A 17,582-nucleotide genomic window follows, 5' to 3' on the forward strand; every position below is an offset into this window, starting at 1 on the left:
AACAAAAGATTCGCTAATGAGTCAACGTCTTATTCAAGCGTTCAGCATGATAGCACTTGCATTGGCGGTTGGAGCATGCCAATGGTTAAAAACTGAGGAGCCCGCTACACTTTTTGAAAAGGTATCAGCGGATGAGACCTCCATTCACTTCTCAAACGATATCAGTTACGATAAAGAGTTCAATGTGCTCAACTATTCTTACATCTATAATGGGGGAGGAGTAGCAGCGGGTGATATCAATAATGATGGCTTGCCGGACTTGTATTTTACGGGCAACATGGTATCGAGTCGGTTATATCTGAATAAAGGCAACTTTGAGTTCGAGGATATTACCGAGTCTTCAGGGACGGGTACATCCCATTGGGCCGGGGGCGTGTCGATGGTCGATATCAATCAGGATGGCTACCTGGATATTTATGTTTCAGTGAGTGGGCCAGAGCAAACCACCGGCAAAGAGCGGGCAAACAGGCTGTTTATCAATAATGGAGATAGCACCTTTACCGAATCAGCAAGGGCGTATGGTCTCGCCGACACCAGTTATACCAGCCACACCGCCTTCCTGGATTATGACAAGGATGGAGATCTGGATGCTTTTTTAATGAATAATTTTACGGGCTCTTTTTCTTTAGACAGTAAAAAAGGCGTACGTCCGGAAGTAAATGACGGTAGTTCACCGAGTGTTGATCGCTTGTATCGTAACAACGGGGATGGAACGTTTACCGAAGTTTCCCGGCAGGCGGGAATCCTGAAGGAGGGGTACAGCCTGGGAATTGCGGTGTCGGATGTCAACCGGGATGGCTGGCCGGATGTCTTCGTATCTAATGACATCCAGACGGATGACCTGCTCTACATAAACAATGGTGACGGCACATTTACCGATCGGGCTGCAGCGTTTTTAAAACATACGAGCTATGCCGGGATGGGAACCGATATTGCGGACTTTAATAAGGATGGCTGGCCGGATATACTGCAAGTAGATATGATGCCACCGTCATTGAAGGACCAGCATCTGGTGAGCGGTGCTACCAGTTATGAATATTTGAGTGAACTGGAAGAAAAGGGGTATCAGCCGCAGTTTACCCTCAATACGTTGCAGCTGAATAATGGAGTTGACCCAAAGGGTAGGGCCAGATTTAGTGAAATTGGTCAGATGGCAGGCATCGCTCATACGGATTGGAGCTGGAGCGGCCTGTTCGGAGATTATGACAACGACGGCCTGAAAGATATCATGATAACCAATGGATATCCTAAAACCGTAAACAACTATGACTATCTGATGAAGCTTAATCGTTCAACCATGTTCGGGACCGATAGCTCGCGAGCCGTACGTAGGTACAACACGATGGACAATCTGCCAACCTTAAAACTTTCCAACTATATATTTAGAAATAATGGAGATTTGACATTCAGGGATATGTCTCAGGCATGGGGAAGTGATGAACAGACCTTCTCTTATGGTGCCGCGCAGGTTGATTTGGATAATGACGGGGATCTGGATGTTGCCATCAATAATATTAATGGAAAAGCAACTATCCTGAACAACCGAGCGGATACATTGCGCAATAACCAATACTTGAAGGTCAGATTTGAAGGCAACTCTTTAAATCCGGGGGGCATAGGAGCACAGCTCATGTTGAGTGTCGATGGTCAAAAACAATACCGGTATCATAATCCTTACCGCGGCTATCAGTCAACGATGAGCAGTGAGATGCATATTGGACTTGGAAAACAGCCAGTGGTTGATTCACTTTCCGTTATTTGGCCAGACGGATATAGGCAACAGCTTACAGCCATACCGGCAAATCAAACCTTGACGCTTCGATACCGGGATGCCAGCAAACCCAGGGAAACAGAGAGAGCCTCCTCGGGTAATCCGTTTTTTAGACAAGCCCATAACCTCGGCATAGATTATACGCATACTGAAAACAACTATAATGACTTTGCCAAAGAGCCTCTGATTCCATACATGCACTCACGTCTGGGGCCAGCTGTAGCGATTGGGGATGTTAACCACGATGGCCGGGATGATATTTTCCTGGGAGGCGCCCGTGGAAGCGCAGCGCAACTCTATTTGCAACAGGAAGATGGGACCTTTGCAGTATCGGGAGGCCAACCCTGGCAGGACGATGACGCCTACGAAGATATTGATGCTACCTTCTTCGATGCCAACGGAGATGAGTTATGCGATTTGTATGTAGTAAGTGGGGGAAACAGCTTTTCACCAACGTCAGCCCAGCTGCAGGACCGGTTGTACCTCAATACGGGTTCCGGATCGTTTATTAAAGCTGATGATATGCTTCCACGTATGTACACGAGCGGATCAACCGTGAAGGAGGGAGATTTTGATGCGGATGGAGACCAGGATCTGTTCGTAGCAGGCCGGCAGGTGCCCGGGCAATATGGGGGGGATGCGGAAAGCTATATTCTGCGAAATGACGGAGGAAATTTTACCAATGTAACAGCCGATATTGCACCGGACCTGGTTAAACCGGGCAGTTTGACTGATGGGGTCTGGATAGATTTTAACAGAGATGGGGCGCTGGACTTGATAATTGCGGGAGAGTGGATGCCGATACGATTTTTTGCCAACCAATCGGGTCGTTTTCAGGAGGTAACACAAACGCTTGGGATTGAAGAGCATCAAGGTTGGTGGCAAAGTCTTGCAAAAGGAGATATCGACGGGGATGGAGATATGGATTTGGCAGCGGGCAATATAGGCTTGAATAATCGATATAGCATAATGGGAGATTCAGGCCTGCATCTCTTGTCAGCTGATTTTGACCGGAACCGGCAACGGGATGCTATTTTGACTATCCGGAAACAGAACGGGTATTATGCCCTTCCCGGGATGCGAAGTATGGCTAAACAGCTGCCGCGCATGACTCAACATGTGCAGTCTTTTAAGACCTTTTCAAAATCCAGTATTGCAGATATCTTTGGTGAAGATGCCGTTAATTCAGCGGATAAAAAAAGTGCAAATTATTTTGCAAGTGCCCTTCTGATCAATGAAAAAAAGGAGGGGTTTAAGGTAAAGGCGTTGCCGCACAAAGCCCAGATATCTTCAGTTAACGATATTATCATGGAGGATATGGACGGTGATCAGGATTTGGACCTTGTGGTAGCTGGCAATATGTATGGCATGAATTCGGAGGTCCCCCCCAACGATGCCGGGAATGGCTTGGTGTTGCTTGGGGACGGAAAGGGGGAGTTTAAGGCTCTCTCATCACAACGAAGTGGTTTTTGGGCGCCGGATCAAGTCAATACGCTAGCTTCATTTCAGATAGGAAATAGAAAATATGTCCTCGTCGCTAATAATAAGGGCCAGCCTGGATTGATGAGAGTTAGAAGATAATACGAAGTTAGCCAACCGATCTAGCATTTACGTTGCTACCATTTTTATGAAGTCACATCCTTTTGAAAGGAAGTAAAACTTTTTTCGTGAGAAGATGGTTAAAGAGAAATAAATTTTAAAAAAGTAGGCTTTTTCTGTAGAGCAGTTTTGCCACTCGTACGTATTTATATCAGAAGTTGGGTGTAAAGAAAAGCTTAATTCCAAAATGGCAATACATACGGCTTATGTGAGGGTAGATCGTCTAGTCCAATCGTTAGGTTGAACTCATGAATTTAGCCCCTTCAAATGACTGATTTTTCTGAGTTAATCTGCTGAGACAGTTTGTGAGCGTGTCTTTTGGGTACTTCCGAAAATTAAACAGGCGATGATATAGGAGGAAAGGCCCATATAGTAGTAAAAAATTAGCGCATAAATTTTTTCCCCATTGACTCAAATTAATTAAAATTAAGGCAAGCGGTTAGGCGTCGTTTGGGAATACGATTAAAATAGGCCTGATACCTTATCAAAATTAATTAGACCATTAAAGTATAAGCCAGTAAATATGAGATATTTAAAATCCTACTCAATCTTTGTTTTTGCTTTTTGTGTACTCTTCCAGTTTTCATCGGAAGCCCAGACTATTCCAGAGGAAAAGCTTATAGCGCTAACCCCGGAGTGGGAAGGCGAACGGTTTGACGATGGCCGGCCCAAAGTGCCAGCTAACATTCTGGAACGGATGGAGCATGTAACCATAGAAGAAGCCTGGGGTATCATACGTGAGGAAGGATATCATAACCAGTTTGAAGGCGGTAAGTGGGAAGTCCTTCATCCGGATGAACCCATTGTTGGTCGGGCACTAACGGCAACCTATACGCCGGCACGTCCCGCAGTGCAAGAACAAATTAAAGCCCAGGGAGAAAAAGATGGTCGTTCGGGCCCACCCAACACCTGGCCAATCGATATGCTGGAGCAGGGCGATGTCTATATCGCTGACGGCTACGGAAAAGTTAAGGATGGTACCTTAATTGGGGATCGGTTAGGCAATACCATTTATGCTAACTCCGGGAATGGCGTTGTATTTCATGGCTCCTCACGTGATCGGGAAGGACTTTCGGAAATAGAAGGATTTAATGCTTTTGTTCGGGCCTGGCATCCTTCTTTTATCCAGGAGATGATGCTCATCGGACTCAATACCCCCACACGTCTTGGATCGGTTACCGTAATGCCGGGTGACGTGGTGCTTGCGAAGAAAGAAGGGGTGATTTTTATTCCGGCTCACCTGGCCCAAAAGGTAGTGGATGAGTCAGAAGTCATTCGGGTCAGGGATACGTTCGCCCATGAAAAAGTACGCAGCGGAACCTATACCGCAGGGCAAATGGACACCGAATGGACCGAAGAGATAGAAGTAGATTTCAAAAATTGGGTAGAAGAAAACAGCCAGCGACTGAAAGAAGAAGTAGGGGTGAGCCAGGTAACCATTGACAATTTAGTAGAAGAATAAGTGAATCCGGGAATTTTAACGATGACAATAATATAAATTGGTGATTTATGGATAATAGTAGAAGGAATGGTAAGGGCGAAGATCGAAGAAGTTTTCTTAAAAGAGCGGGCTTGGGGGGCTTGGGACTCGGCTCCATGATAATGGCACCCTATCGGAATCAGATAGAGCACGCTACCTCAAAAGTAAACCGCAATTCCTCTCCCTCTGAGCTGGAAATAACCGACATGCGTATTGCCGAAGTGGATGGCATCCCATTCCGCATCCCGATTATCCGTATTGATACCAACCAGGGAATTTCCGGATATGGCGAGGTGCGTGACGATGGTGATCCGCGCTATGCCTTAATGCTGAAAAGCCGCATTTTGGGCGAAAATCCTTGTAATGTGGAAAAACTGTTTAAAATGATCCGACAGTTTGGCTTCCACGGTCGCCAGGGTGGAGGCGTTGCCGGGGTCGAAACTGCCCTGTGGGATTTAGCCGGTAAAGCCTATGGCGTGCCCGTTTACCAATTATTGGGTGGTAAATACCGCGACAAAGTTCGCCTCTATGCGGATACGGCAGGGGCCGACGATCCTCATGTTTTTGCCAATCGGATGAAAAAGACGCGGGTTGATAAAGGATATACCGCCTTAAAGATGGATATCGGTATTGGCCTGGTGGACGACATTTCCGGAGCGTTGACCAATACACATCACCATGCGCCGCAGGGCGAGCGGGGACTGCAAAGTCAATATTCGGGCACCCCCGGAGAGTATGGGCAGATCGACCATCCTTTTACCCGCATTCAGATTACCGAGAAGGGTCTCGACAGGATTGAAGAGTTTGTAAGCGTCATGCGTGATACCATCGGCTATGAAATTCCGCTGGGTATCGATCATACCGGTCATTTCGATACGGATGAGGCTATTAAATTGGCCCGTCGGCTGGAGCCTTACACGCTGTCCTATATGGAGGATCTGGTTGCCTGGGAATGGGTGGATAAGTGGAAGGAAATCACCACTTCAACCACGACCCCGACTGTTACCGGGGAAGATATATTTGGACTGGAGGGTGGTTTTAAAGAGCTGATTGACAAGCAAGCCGTAAATATAGTGCATCCGGATCTTGGATCGGCGGGCGGTATCCTGGAATCAAAACGTATTGGTGATTATGCCGAAGACGGAGGCATCGGTATGATGCTGCACTACGCGGGATCGCCCATTGGATTTTTTGGGTCCGTCCACGCTGCTGCAGCCACGCAAAACTTCCTCTGGCTGGAGCACCATTCGGTAGAAAATGAGGCTTGGTACAGCCTGATATCTGATGATACGGTTGTATTTGATGAGGGCTATGTGCCCGTTCCGGAGAAACCGGGCCTTGGATTTGAGTTGAATGAAGAAGCAATAAAAGAGAACCTGACCGATGATTCAGGCTTTTTTGAGCCAACACCCGAATGGGACGAGCGTCGGTCATGGGATCGTCTCTGGAGTTAGTCTCCAGGGAAATACAAGCCGTATTAAATGGAGTCAGGCCGGAGGAGGAGAAATTCGGTCATGGCTTTTATTCTTATTATCGGAAAATATAACGTTAAGTATTAAAATATTTAGTTATGCAGACGTTTTATCGGGCGCTATTATATTTAAGTGGATGCTTTTTCCTCGCAATATTGATTGCCTTAGTGGCAGGCTTTGGAGCGGGAGTAATCGGTCCGCTGACGATCGCAATGTTCGTAGCCCTTGCTCTGGGCGTTCGGAGTACGGATACGTTATTTAAATCATTTTCTTTTTCCATCTGGATTTTTGCTTCCGTCTCACTGGCGATGTTTTATCCGGCCATGATTGTTGAGGTCGGTGGCTTCGATACCAGCCAGCTGATTGTTCCCCTTATTCAACTCATTATGTTTGGGATGGGCACCCAGTTGAGCCTGAGTGATTTTAAAGGCGTCCTGAAACGTCCACGTGGTGTGTTGGTCGGGATGGCCTGTCAGTTTACCATTATGCCGCTGGTGGGTATCAGTCTGGCACTGACCTTCGGCTTTCCAGCCGAAATAGCCGCTGGTGTGGTACTTATCGGATCCTGTCCGGGCGGGGTAGCCTCCAATGTAATGGCCTTTATTGCCGAGGCAGACTTAGCTCTCTCCATCAGCCTGACAGCTGTCGCTACTATGGTTTCGCCCTTTGTAACACCAATGCTGATGCAGCTTTTGGCCGGCCAGTTTGTGCCCATTGACGCCTTGGGTATGATGTGGAGTATCCTCAATATGATTATTCTGCCCATCGTACTGGGACTGATATTTAACCACTTTCTGCATGGTAAAGCCAAATGGCTGGATGATATAATGCCGGTGGTCTCCATGGTCGGCATTGCCGTCATTATCACCGTCATTACCGCCGCTGGAAGAGATTCATTAGTCTCTATCGGACTGCTGTTGGTTCTGGCAGCTATCATTCATAATGCTGTGGGCTACTTCCTGGGTTATTGGGGAGGACGAATGTTGGGGATGGACGAGAAATCGTGCCGTACCATTGCCCTGGAGGTAGGGATGCAGAACGGAGGGATGGCTTCCGGGCTGGCCGCTGAAATGGGCAAAATTGCCACCGTTGGGCTGGCACCGGCCGTCTTTGGTCCATGGATGAATGTATCCGGCTCGACTTTAGCTAACTGGTGGCGACGAAAGGCCCTGAAAAAAGAGGGTTCCGAACAGTCGCCTCAGGCTGAACCCACACCAACGGTTAGTGAGTCTAAATGATGAGAAGTTTAAATGTTAACAACAAGTATAAGTAAGAGAAAAGGGATTTATGAACAAAAATAGTAGTAGCAATGGTCGCCGGAGTTTTTTGAAAAAGATGGGATTAGGCGGATTAAGTTTGGCCGGTTTCACATTGGCTCCAATGCAAGATCAGGTAGCCTATGCCACTCAAAATGTACAGCAGAATTCCAGTCCTTCAGATCTAAAGATTACAGATTTACGGGTGACGAGAGTCCTGCGGACTCCAATCATCAGAATTTATACCAACCAGGGCATCGTTGGGCACGGGGATGTCCGCGATATTGGTGATTATCGCTATGCCCTGATGCTTAAGAGCCGCATCCTGGGACAAAATCCGTGTAATGTTGAAAAGCTCTTTAAAATTATAAGCCAGTTTGGCCACCATGGGCGCCAGGGCGGAGGTGTTTCGGGAGTAGAGACCGCCCTCTGGGATTTAGCCGGTAAGGCGTATGGCGTGCCGGTATATCAAATGCTGGGCGGCAAGTACCGGGATAAGGTTCGTATCTACTGCGATACCACCATGTCCAAAGATCCACAGGAGTATGCTCGTCGCATGCAGGAGCGGGTCGATGCCGGCTATACTTCCCTGAAGATGGATATCGGCATCAGCTTGGTTGAGGATGTTGAAGGGGCACTTGTAAATGCGGAGTTCTGGAAAAACAGGCCGGGCGGTATGAGCGGCTGGAATTCTATACCGGGCAGTTACTCAAATACGGAGCATCCCTTTACGCGGGTACAAGTTACCGAAAAAGGGATTGACAAGCTGATGGAGTATGTGGATGTCATGCGGTCGCAGATTGGTTATGAAATTCCGATGGGCACCGATCACTGGGGACATTTTGGGGTTAACGAAGCTATTAAGCTGGCCCGGGCTGCTGAGCCTTATAACCTGGCCTATATGGAAGATCTGATTCCATGGACCTACACCAACCAGTGGAAGAGAATTACGGATTCAACCACAACTCCAACCCAAACGGGCGAAGATATATTTATGCTCAAAGGGGGATTCAAAGAACTGATCGATAACCAGGCGATTAATGTGATTCATCCCGACCCGGTCGGCTGTGGCGGCCTGCTGGAGACGAAAAAGATTGGGGACTATGCTCAAAAACAAGGCATCCCCATGCAGCTGCACCACGCCTCTTCACCAGTGTCTTTTTTAGGCGCTGTTCATGCAGCCGCAGCAACTGAAAACTTTCTGTGGTTGGAGCATCATTTCGTAGATACGCCCTGGTACGATGATCTGGTTACGGGCGTAAAAAAGCCGATTGTTCAGGATGGGTATGTGCCGGTGCCCGAAAAACCTGGTCTTGGGGTAGAGCTTAATGAAGAGGTTGTGAAGAAACACATGGATCAGGAGATAGGCTTTTTCGAACCAACCCCGGAATGGGACGAATCGCAATCTTGGGATCGCTTATGGAGTTAGGTTATTGGATGACTTTAAAAAACAGCTACTCATTCTTCCATCCTAATTTACTTGAAAATAAAATTGAAACTTATGAGGTCATTCGTCCAGTGGTACACGATAATAGCAGGCTTTTTGGTATTGGTGATATCATCAGCATGCGAACAGAAGCAGGCTGATTCAAGCCTAAATTTGCTTTTTCAACAAAAAAAGATTGCTGCTGAGATTGATAGCGTACTCAATGATCAATATCAGCTGTGGTATCCCCGGACGGTTGACGAGGAATATGGCGGTTTTCTAAGCCAGTTTAGCCGTGACTGGCAGCTTTCGGGTTCTCAAGACAAATTTATTGTCACCCAGGCGCGGCATGTATGGTCCAGCTCTAAAGTTGCCCGCCATGATAGCACACACAAAGATTTCGTACAATACGGACAGCATGGTTTTGAGTTTCTGCAAAATATAATGTGGGATAAGGAGTACGGCGGATTTTATGATCTTGTGAGTAGAGATGGCAAGGTGCTGCCTGATGAGGCCGGCAACATCCGGAAGCAGCTATATGGCAATGCGTTTGCCATTTATGGATTGGCCTCGTACTACGAAGTGTCTCAAAATAAAGAAGCCCTGGACTTGGCTAAAAAGGCGTTTAACTGGCTTGAAAAAGGATCTTATGATAAGCAGCATGGAGGCTATTTTAATAGTCTTACACGCGAAGGTCAGCCTTATGAATCCGGGCTTGCCAAAGATTACAACAGCGGGATCCATATCCTGGAAGCGTTGGCTGAGCTGTACCAGGTATGGCCCGACAGCGTTGTGCGAGACCGGCTCTATGAGATGTTCAGGATTGTACGCGATTCCATTGTGACGGACCAAGGATATATGAACCTGTATTTTCGCGCTGATTGGCAGCCGGTGACGTATGAAGATTCATCCCGCACGCTGCAGCAGGAAAATCAAGACATCGACCATATTACCTTTGGGCACGATATTGAGACAGCTTTCTTGTTACTGGAGGCCGCGCATGCCCTGGGTTTTGAGGCAGATTCTACTCTATCGAAGGCCAAGAAAATGGTCGATCATACCATTGAGCATGCTTGGGATCATGAGGACGGAGGCATATATGATTATGGCTATTACTTCCAGGGCGATGATAGCCTGACGGTGACTTCAACATCCAAAGAGTGGTGGTCACAGGTAGAAGCCCTGCATTCCCTGTTGATTATGGCCCGGTATTTTCCCGATGATCCGCATAACTATTTCGATCTCTTTGCCAAACAGTGGGCCTATATTAAGGAATACATGCTCGACCATGAATATGGCGGCTGGTACCGGAGCGGAATCGATGAAGACCCCGAAGTCCGGGGAGCGTCCAAGGCTTCGATCTGGAAAGGGAACTACCATACGGTACGAGGATTGCTGAGATCGAAGGAGCTTCTGGAAACCATGATTCAAAACAGAAATTCAGAATAGAGTTGTCTGTCCGTCTATGAAAATTGTTGATTTCTGCCGGGGGAACGTAAAGTCTTATGCTTTTCCCGGATGTATTGCGGTTCTTTTACTGCTATTACTGATCGGATGCCAATCCGGGGAGGATCGGAATTGGGCAACATATAAAAGTGATGCCGCCAGTTCCAGCTATTCTGCGCTCAGGCAGATCGATAAACAGAATGTAGACCAGCTGCAGGTGGCCTGGAAATACGAGGTCGGAGATGCCGAAGAAGAGGCTTATTCGACTATTGAAACGAATCCCCTGGTCGTCGATGATGTGCTTTACGGGGCGTCTCCCTTTCTGAAAGTCTTTGCCTTGGATGCAGCAACAGGAGAAGAGTTGTGGCGCTTTGATCCTTTTGAGGGCGAACGTGCCAGTGGTTACATGCGATCGGTTGTGTACTGGGAAGACGGTAGTGACCAGCGGATACTGTTCTCAGCAGGCACCAACCTTTATGCACTGGATGCTTCCACCGGCGAACTGATAACAGACTTTGGGAATCAGGGAAAAGTGGATTTAAATGTTGGGCTTGGGAGAAATCCGGATGAAATTTCCGTCAAAGCGTCTTCACCCGGCATTATCCACAACGATCTGCTTATTATGGGGTCCGCTGTGGGAGAGGGATACAATGCTGCACCCGGACACATCCGCGCGTACAATGTTCGGACAGGAGAAATTAAGTGGACGTTTCATACCATCCCACAGCCCGGAAAACCCGGCGCGGAAACATGGGCCGGCGGGGCCCCTGATTCGCTTCAGAACCGTGGAGGGGTGAATAGCTGGGCCGGAATGAGCCTGGATACGGAACGAGGTATTGTGTATATCCCGCTGGGTTCGCCAGTCTATGATTTTTACGGCGGAGATCGAAAGGGAAAGAATCTGTATGGTAACTCCCTGTTGGCTTTGAATGCTACATCAGGGGAATACATTTGGCACTACCAGACTGTTCATCATGATTTATGGGATTATGATTTGCCGGCGCCTCCAAATCTGGTAACAGTAGAACACGATGGCAGGGAGATCGATGCCGTAGCCCAGGTAACCAAAACGGGTTTTACATTTGTATTTAATAGAGAAACGGGCGAGCCCCTTTTTCCCATTGAAGAAAAGCCGTTCCCTGCATCCAGTATTGCATCTGAGCAGACATGGCCAACACAACCAATTCCAACTAAACCTGAGCCTTTCGTTCGGCAGGGGCTCCATAAGGAAGATATTACAACCAGAACGCCGGAAGCCCATGATTCTGTTCAGGCTAAGCTGCAAACCTATCGCAACGAAGGACTTTTTACTCCGCCCGATCCCAAAGGAACGGTGCTGTTTCCCAGTACTCGGGGAGGAGCTAACTGGGGAGGGGCCGCATATGATCCGGAATCGGGTTTTCTCTTCATCAATGCTAATGAGACCCCCGAAATTACTACAGTCAAGCAGGTGAAACGAGAACCAGCACCCGGCAAGTCGCTTTTTGATCGGGGTAAAAACTTCTACCTGCAAAACTGTGCTACTTGCCACGGAGGGGACCTCGAGGGGCAGCATCCTATTTACCCACCATTGACCAATATTGCAGAGCAGCGGTCGGAGGAAGAAGTGATAGAAGTAATAGAGCAGGGCGGAGGCATGATGCCGGCTTTTACCAATATTTCGGATGCCGAAAAAGAGGCAATTATTACGTTCTTATACAAACAAGGAGAAAATGCCCGTGCTGATAAAGAGGGCGTTCATCAGCGAGTAGCTGAAAGCGAAAATGAAGGCCGATATATTAATTTAACCGCCTACAGCCGCTTGGAGGATCCCGATGGATTCCCGGGGGTTACTCCACCTTGGGGAACATTGAATGCCATCAACTTAAATACCGGAGAAATTGCGTGGCGTATTCCACTGGGGACGGAACCTAAATTGGAAACTAAAAATCCTACAGGATTAGAAAGCTGGGGCGGGCCCATCGCTACAGCGGGTGGGTTGGTCTTCATCGGGGGGACTAAAGACAAGAAGTTTCGTGCTTTTGATAAGGATAGCGGTGAGCTGCTCTGGGAAACCACACTGCCAACGGGAGGTTTTGCAACTCCTTCAACCTATATGAGCAATGACAAACAGTACGTTGTGATAGCCGTGGGAGGAGGCAGAGGAACAAGGCCCGATGATTACTATGTGGCCTTTACGCTGCCCGATTAAAGCTGAAGAACAGGTCAATGACCAGCATTTGTTAACCTTAAATACTATACCAATATGAAAAAGCTCACATTTGTTTCTTTATCTATACTGGCCGTCTTGCTTATAATGACAGGATGTAGTGAGAAGTCGGAACAAAAACCCCAAGAGCAACAAAAAGTATCTGCCTCAGAGGCAGGGCACCATCCGGAAGCTATTGTCTCTCCTGGGGCTGCTCTGACAAAGGTAACGGGCGATTATATTTTTGATACTGCCGGCTCCCCGCTTTTTATGGACGGGCGGCTCTATTTTACCAATAATAATTTTGATCAGCCGGAGGTCAGCCGCACGCTGCGCCAAAATCCGGATGGCTCGATTGATACCCTGGCCATGGATAATGGCGTGACCACAACCCTGCAAGCCAGCGGAAAAGGAACCATCTATGCCTGCCAGATGCTGGGTCATAAGGTGGTGGAGCTGGATACCGATGGACAAATAATCAATACCGTGGCGGCGAAATATAACGGAACACGCATTGACGGGCCGAATGATATCGTCGTGGACCAAAAGGGAGGGTTGTATTTTAGTGATTCACAGTTTATCGCAGGAGGCCAGAAGATGCAGGAAACTCCAGCAGTCTACTATGTAAATGAGGAAGGAGAACTAAGCAGGGTTATTGATGATATTCCCTTTCCCAACGGAATGGCGCTGTCACCGGAGGGAACGACGCTGTATGTAGCGAACACGCAAGGCGGTCATCTTCTGGCCTATGATGTGAGGGAAGATGGAACCGTCCATAATAAACGGGATTTTGGAGCACTTAAGCTCGCTGAAGGGGAAGAAGAAAGCGGGGCTGACGGCATGGCGGTGGATACGGAGGGTAATGTGTATGTGGCGACGACCAAAGGAGTTGGAGTACAGATTTTTAATCCACAGGGGAAGTATCTGGGCAACATAGAGACACCGACTCCTTCGAACAACGTGAGTTTTGGAGGCAATAATAATCAAATATTGTATATTACTGCCCAAGACGGTATCTACAGTATTCCGGTACAAATAAAGGGGTTGTGATGATTTTATGGTAACATTCCTGCACACACTGGACAAACCAAGTCTATCAACAGCTTTTGTCATTTGGATGAGCCTTTTGTTAGGTGCTCCAAGCCTGATCTACGGTCAGGAAAAAAGCCGTAACTTTCCAGTTCCACAAACACCTTTTGCTCCCCAAGAATATGTGGTTTATCAGACCCGAGACTCAATAACAATCGATGGGAAAATGGATGAAGCTTCGTGGCAGCAGGCAAAATGGACAGATTCCTTTGTAAAAGCAGCGAGCAAAGGAAATGTTATGCCAGAATATGCGACCAAAGTAAAGGTACTTTGGGATGAGGACTATTTATATGTGGGAGCTTACCTGGAAGATCCCCACCTGTGGAGCACGATGCATGAACGGGATATGCCGCTACATTTGGCCAATGCGTTTGAGATATTTATCGATCCTGATAAAGACACCTACAACTATATTGAGCTTCAAATCAATGCGTTGGGCACCATCTGGGACCTCTATCTGTCCAGACCCTACCGGGATGGCGGACAAGGGATAAGCGACTACAATCTGTTGAATTATCATTCCGCCGTGCATCTGGATGGAACTATCAACGAGCCGGGCCCAGAGGATGAAGGCTGGTCGCTCGAGTATGCCATCCCTATCCCGTCGATTTTGGCATTGGATACGGACAAGCAGTCTTTATCTGATGGCGACCAGTGGAAAGTGAACTTTCAGCGAGCACAACGACGGTTAGAAGTTACAGATGGAGAATATCAGCTTGCCCAAGATCCCACAACCAACAAACCTTATCCCCCGGATTACTCCGTATGGTCGCCCCAGGGCATTATAAATATTCACTATCCCGAAATGTGGGGATTGCTACAGTTTTCAGAAGCAACAGTGGGCGACGACGAGGTGCCGTTTGAAGCGGATCCGGGGCAGCCGTATAAATGGTTATTACGACAACTTTATTATGAGATGAAGGAATTTCAATCATACCATGGCTATTTTCCCAATAATATCCAGGCCCTGAATATTAAAGATCCATTGTGGGCTGAATATCAAGATCGTATTATGGTAGAAACAACCCGGTCGCTCTTTCAAATAACGCTTATGATTAAGGAAAGCGAAACGGTTTGGCATATCAACCATTTGGGTAGAATTTGGAGCAATTAACACAGATGATTACTCGCAAAATATTAATAGTTTTCGTCTGGTTAACGTTAGTCAGTCTCCCTGTTCACAAGTGGTTCCAGAGCGGGCAGATCGCGGTATTCAGCACGCTACCTGAACAGAAACGGAGAAAGAAATCTTGGGTAATTAATTTATCTGAAAAATTGAGGATAAATGGGAATAAAAGCCAAAATCATGGCTTAAAAGTTGATTGTTATCTTTTTATTAGTAATTTGTTAAAAGGATTATTTGATAGAATAAAACCGGGATTTAAAGAACACATCCTAAGAGAAAAACGCCACTGTGGATTCTGCTCCTAAATTTAATTCTTTGCCGACAGATAATACCCTCGTTGAGCAAATAAAGAATCATGATGAGGAAGCTTTTGAAAAGCTTTTCCGCAGGTATTATTCGGGCTTACACCGTTTTTTGTGGGGATATGTGAAGAACAATCAAATCGCGGAAGACCTGGTTCAGGAAGTGTTTGTGAGAGTCTGGGAAAACAGGGATGCTTTAAATCCCAATGAAAAAATAAAGACCTACATTTATAAAGTGGGCCGGAATCTTGCCATAGATCATAGCCGTCACCAAAAAGTGGTTCGGGAGTGGGAAGAAGAAAAGAAAGCGCTCCATAGTATTCCCATCCTGGGGAAAAAAATCGATGATCGTCTCCACAAGAAATTGATGCTGAAAGAAGTGAAACAGGCTATCGAAGATCTTCCGGAAAAGCGTCGCCTGGTGTTTATGCTAAGTCGTTATGAAGGGATGACCTACAAAGAAATAGCTGAAAAACTTGATATATCCGTCAATACCGTTGATACACAGATTTGCAGAGCCCTCAAAACGCTTCGCGACAAATTCTCTTCTTTCCTGTAAATTGCTAAGCTAATAATAGCAACTTATCTGCACCTTTCGATAGCCTCGCTAAACTGCATCATATGCAGTGCAGTAGCGATATTCTCCAACCTTGATACAATGCCTATCGTAGTTAAGAATTCTGCTATCTGCATTTTGTATTGAATGTGTAATCTTAAATGGATATTCCATACAAAATATAAACGTTTTTAATAAAAACACCCCCTTATATAAACGATTTTTATAAAAAGTAATCAATTTTTGTAATATTGGTATCAATATAATTGGTAATCGATATTTGTAAATAATGCCCGAAAATAATCGATTTTCAGATACTGTAACCGTTTTTCGTAAATATACCCTTCCAGAAACCGATATGAAGCTGGCTGGGTATAGTGCATTGATACTTATTTACTCGTCTAATTCATCCACAATCTGACGAAAGCTTTCTAATCCGGCTTCCAAATTTTCAACAATATCCCCGGCCAGTACCTCAGGCTCCGGCAAGTTTTCCAGATCAGTTAGACTGTCATCTTTAATCCAGGTGATATCCAAGCTGGTTTTATCCCGATCGATGATCTCTTCATACGTGTACTTTCGCCATCGGCCGTCCTCATTTTCTTCGTTCCAGGTTTCTTCTCTATTATGGCGCTGACCGGGCTTGTAGCATTCAATGAAATCTTTTAAATGCTCATAAGTCATCGGTTTACGCTTCAGCGTATGATGGACGTTGGTCCGATAATCATAAAACCATACTTCTTTCGTTTGGGCATCTTTAGAAGCCGGTTTGGCATCGAAGAATATCACATTTGCTTTGACACCGTTGGCATAAAAAATACCGGTCGGTAACCTTAAAATGGTATGCAGATCTGTTGTTTGTAACAATTTTTTGCGAACGGTTTCACCGGAACCACCTTCAAATAAGACGTTATCAGGAACAACCACAGCAGCCTGACCGGTATTTTTAAGGATGCTCTTTATGTGTTGGACAAAATTAAGCTGCTTGTTGGAGCTGGTCGTCCAGAAATCCTGACGGTTATAGGTCAGTTTTTCTTTGCTTTGGGTACCGTCTTCGTTGGTGATGGTAATACTGCTTTTCTTACCGAAGGGCGGATTCGCCAGTACGTAATCAAAGCGGTCACCGGGATCAGAGATAAGGCTGTCTTCCCGTTCTATGGGCGGTTCGGATGTTAGATCCCCAATGTTATGCAGGAAGAGATTCATTAAACACATCCGTGCGGTATTGGCCACAATCTCCCAGCCTTTGAAGGTATCATATTTTAAAAACTCTTTCTGCTCTTTATCCAGCTCGTAATTGTCGAGGATAAAATCATAGGAAGCCAGGAAAAATCCACCGGTCCCGCAAGCGGGATCTCCGATCGTTTTCATAGGCTCCGGTTGTACGCATTCCACCATAGCCTTGATAAGCGGACGGGGTGTAAAATATTGTCCAGCCCCGCTCTTGGTATCCTCAGCATTTTTCTCCAGCAGGCCTTCATAAATATCGCCCTTCACATCAGCCCCAAGCATCACCCAATCTTCGCCATCAATCATCTGGATAAGCTTATACAGCTTGGCCGGATCGGTAATCTTGTTTTGTGCTTTGACGAATATTTGCCCGATCATGCCTTCTCTTTTACCCAACTCCCGAAGCAGCGTAACATAATGCTGTTCAAGCTCTGAGCCGCTTTTCTCAGTGAGACTTTTCCAGTTATGTTCCTCGGGGATGTGGGTGTCTCTGTTGTAAGGCGGTTGGCTGTATTCCCAGGCCATTTTGAGAAAAAGCAGATAGGTAATCTGTTCCAGGTAGTCCCCGTAGCCAACCCCATCATCTCTGAGGGTGTCGCAAAAATTCCAAACCTTCTGTACAATACCGTTCGTAGTCATTT

11 protein-coding genes are annotated in these 17,582 nt (G+C 46.7%); 10 read left to right on the forward strand and 1 reads right to left on the reverse strand.

Features of this window, described 5'->3' with window-relative positions; translation table 11 throughout:
- Window positions 1–16: 16 nt before the first annotated feature.
- The 10 genes from J6I44_RS13810 to J6I44_RS13855 all read left to right on the forward strand — a co-directional run bounded on the left by J6I44_RS13810 (window position 17) and on the right by J6I44_RS13855 (window position 15,714).
- Window positions 17–3,352, forward strand: a complete 3,336-nt coding sequence (locus tag J6I44_RS13810; RefSeq protein ID WP_265766735.1) for a VCBS repeat-containing protein — start codon at window positions 17–19, stop codon at window positions 3,350–3,352.
- Between the two features lie 541 nt (window positions 3,353–3,893).
- On the forward strand, window positions 3,894–4,832 hold the full coding sequence (locus J6I44_RS13815) for an RraA family protein (protein WP_265766736.1): 939 nt from the start codon (window positions 3,894–3,896) through the stop codon (window positions 4,830–4,832).
- A gap of 47 nt (window positions 4,833–4,879) precedes the next feature.
- Complete coding sequence (locus J6I44_RS13820) at window positions 4,880–6,304, forward strand: mandelate racemase/muconate lactonizing enzyme family protein (protein ID WP_265766737.1); 1,425 nt, start codon at window positions 4,880–4,882, stop codon at window positions 6,302–6,304.
- Window positions 6,305–6,420: 116 nt separating this feature from the next.
- Window positions 6,421–7,560, forward strand: a complete 1,140-nt coding sequence (locus J6I44_RS13825; protein WP_265766738.1) for a bile acid:sodium symporter family protein — start codon at window positions 6,421–6,423, stop codon at window positions 7,558–7,560.
- Window positions 7,561–7,609: 49 nt separating this feature from the next.
- Window positions 7,610–9,007 (forward strand): mandelate racemase/muconate lactonizing enzyme family protein, encoded by a 1,398-nt coding sequence (locus J6I44_RS13830; RefSeq protein ID WP_265766739.1) that lies wholly within the window; start codon window positions 7,610–7,612, stop codon window positions 9,005–9,007.
- Between the two features lie 72 nt (window positions 9,008–9,079).
- Window positions 9,080–10,453, forward strand: a complete 1,374-nt coding sequence (locus J6I44_RS13835) for an AGE family epimerase/isomerase (protein ID WP_265766740.1) — start codon at window positions 9,080–9,082, stop codon at window positions 10,451–10,453.
- A gap of 16 nt (window positions 10,454–10,469) precedes the next feature.
- Window positions 10,470–12,641: an outer membrane protein assembly factor BamB family protein gene (locus J6I44_RS13840; protein ID WP_265766741.1), complete on the forward strand. Its 2,172-nt coding sequence runs from the start codon at window positions 10,470–10,472 to the stop codon at window positions 12,639–12,641.
- A 54-nt stretch (window positions 12,642–12,695) separates the two neighbouring features.
- Window positions 12,696–13,688: an SMP-30/gluconolactonase/LRE family protein gene (locus J6I44_RS13845; protein ID WP_265766742.1), complete on the forward strand. Its 993-nt coding sequence runs from the start codon at window positions 12,696–12,698 to the stop codon at window positions 13,686–13,688.
- Between the two features lie 7 nt (window positions 13,689–13,695).
- Window positions 13,696–14,841: a carbohydrate-binding family 9-like protein gene (locus tag J6I44_RS13850; protein ID WP_265766743.1), complete on the forward strand. Its 1,146-nt coding sequence runs from the start codon at window positions 13,696–13,698 to the stop codon at window positions 14,839–14,841.
- Window positions 14,842–15,141: 300 nt separating this feature from the next.
- Window positions 15,142–15,714: an RNA polymerase sigma factor gene (locus J6I44_RS13855; RefSeq protein ID WP_265766744.1), complete on the forward strand. Its 573-nt coding sequence runs from the start codon at window positions 15,142–15,144 to the stop codon at window positions 15,712–15,714.
- A gap of 390 nt (window positions 15,715–16,104) precedes the next feature.
- On the opposite strand, the gene J6I44_RS13860 is transcribed toward J6I44_RS13855, so the two are convergent.
- Window positions 16,105–17,580: a type I restriction-modification system subunit M gene (locus J6I44_RS13860; protein ID WP_265766745.1), complete on the reverse strand. Its 1,476-nt coding sequence runs from the start codon at window positions 17,578–17,580 to the stop codon at window positions 16,105–16,107.
- Window positions 17,581–17,582 lie beyond the last annotated feature (2 nt).

It is taken from the genome of Fodinibius salsisoli, assembly GCF_026229185.1.
Classification (GTDB): Bacteria; Bacteroidota; Rhodothermia; order Balneolales; family Balneolaceae; genus Fodinibius; species Fodinibius salsisoli.

Bases quoted from the DNA above. Each gene is read 5' to 3' on its own strand.
- J6I44_RS13810 (WP_265766735.1), top strand. From the start codon at position 17: ATGAGTCAACGTCTTATTCAAGCGTTCAGCATGATAGCACTTGCATTG.
- J6I44_RS13815 (WP_265766736.1), top strand. From the start codon at position 3,894: ATGAGATATTTAAAATCCTACTCAATCTTTGTTTTTGCTTTTTGTGTA.
- J6I44_RS13820 (WP_265766737.1), top strand. From the start codon at position 4,880: ATGGATAATAGTAGAAGGAATGGTAAGGGCGAAGATCGAAGAAGTTTT.
- J6I44_RS13825 (WP_265766738.1), top strand. From the start codon at position 6,421: ATGCAGACGTTTTATCGGGCGCTATTATATTTAAGTGGATGCTTTTTC.
- J6I44_RS13830 (WP_265766739.1), top strand. From the start codon at position 7,610: ATGAACAAAAATAGTAGTAGCAATGGTCGCCGGAGTTTTTTGAAAAAG.
- J6I44_RS13835 (WP_265766740.1), top strand. From the start codon at position 9,080: ATGAGGTCATTCGTCCAGTGGTACACGATAATAGCAGGCTTTTTGGTA.
- J6I44_RS13840 (WP_265766741.1), top strand. From the start codon at position 10,470: ATGAAAATTGTTGATTTCTGCCGGGGGAACGTAAAGTCTTATGCTTTT.
- J6I44_RS13845 (WP_265766742.1), top strand. From the start codon at position 12,696: ATGAAAAAGCTCACATTTGTTTCTTTATCTATACTGGCCGTCTTGCTT.
- J6I44_RS13850 (WP_265766743.1), top strand. From the start codon at position 13,696: ATGGTAACATTCCTGCACACACTGGACAAACCAAGTCTATCAACAGCT.
- J6I44_RS13860 (WP_265766745.1), bottom strand. From the start codon at position 17,580: ATGACTACGAACGGTATTGTACAGAAGGTTTGGAATTTTTGCGACACC.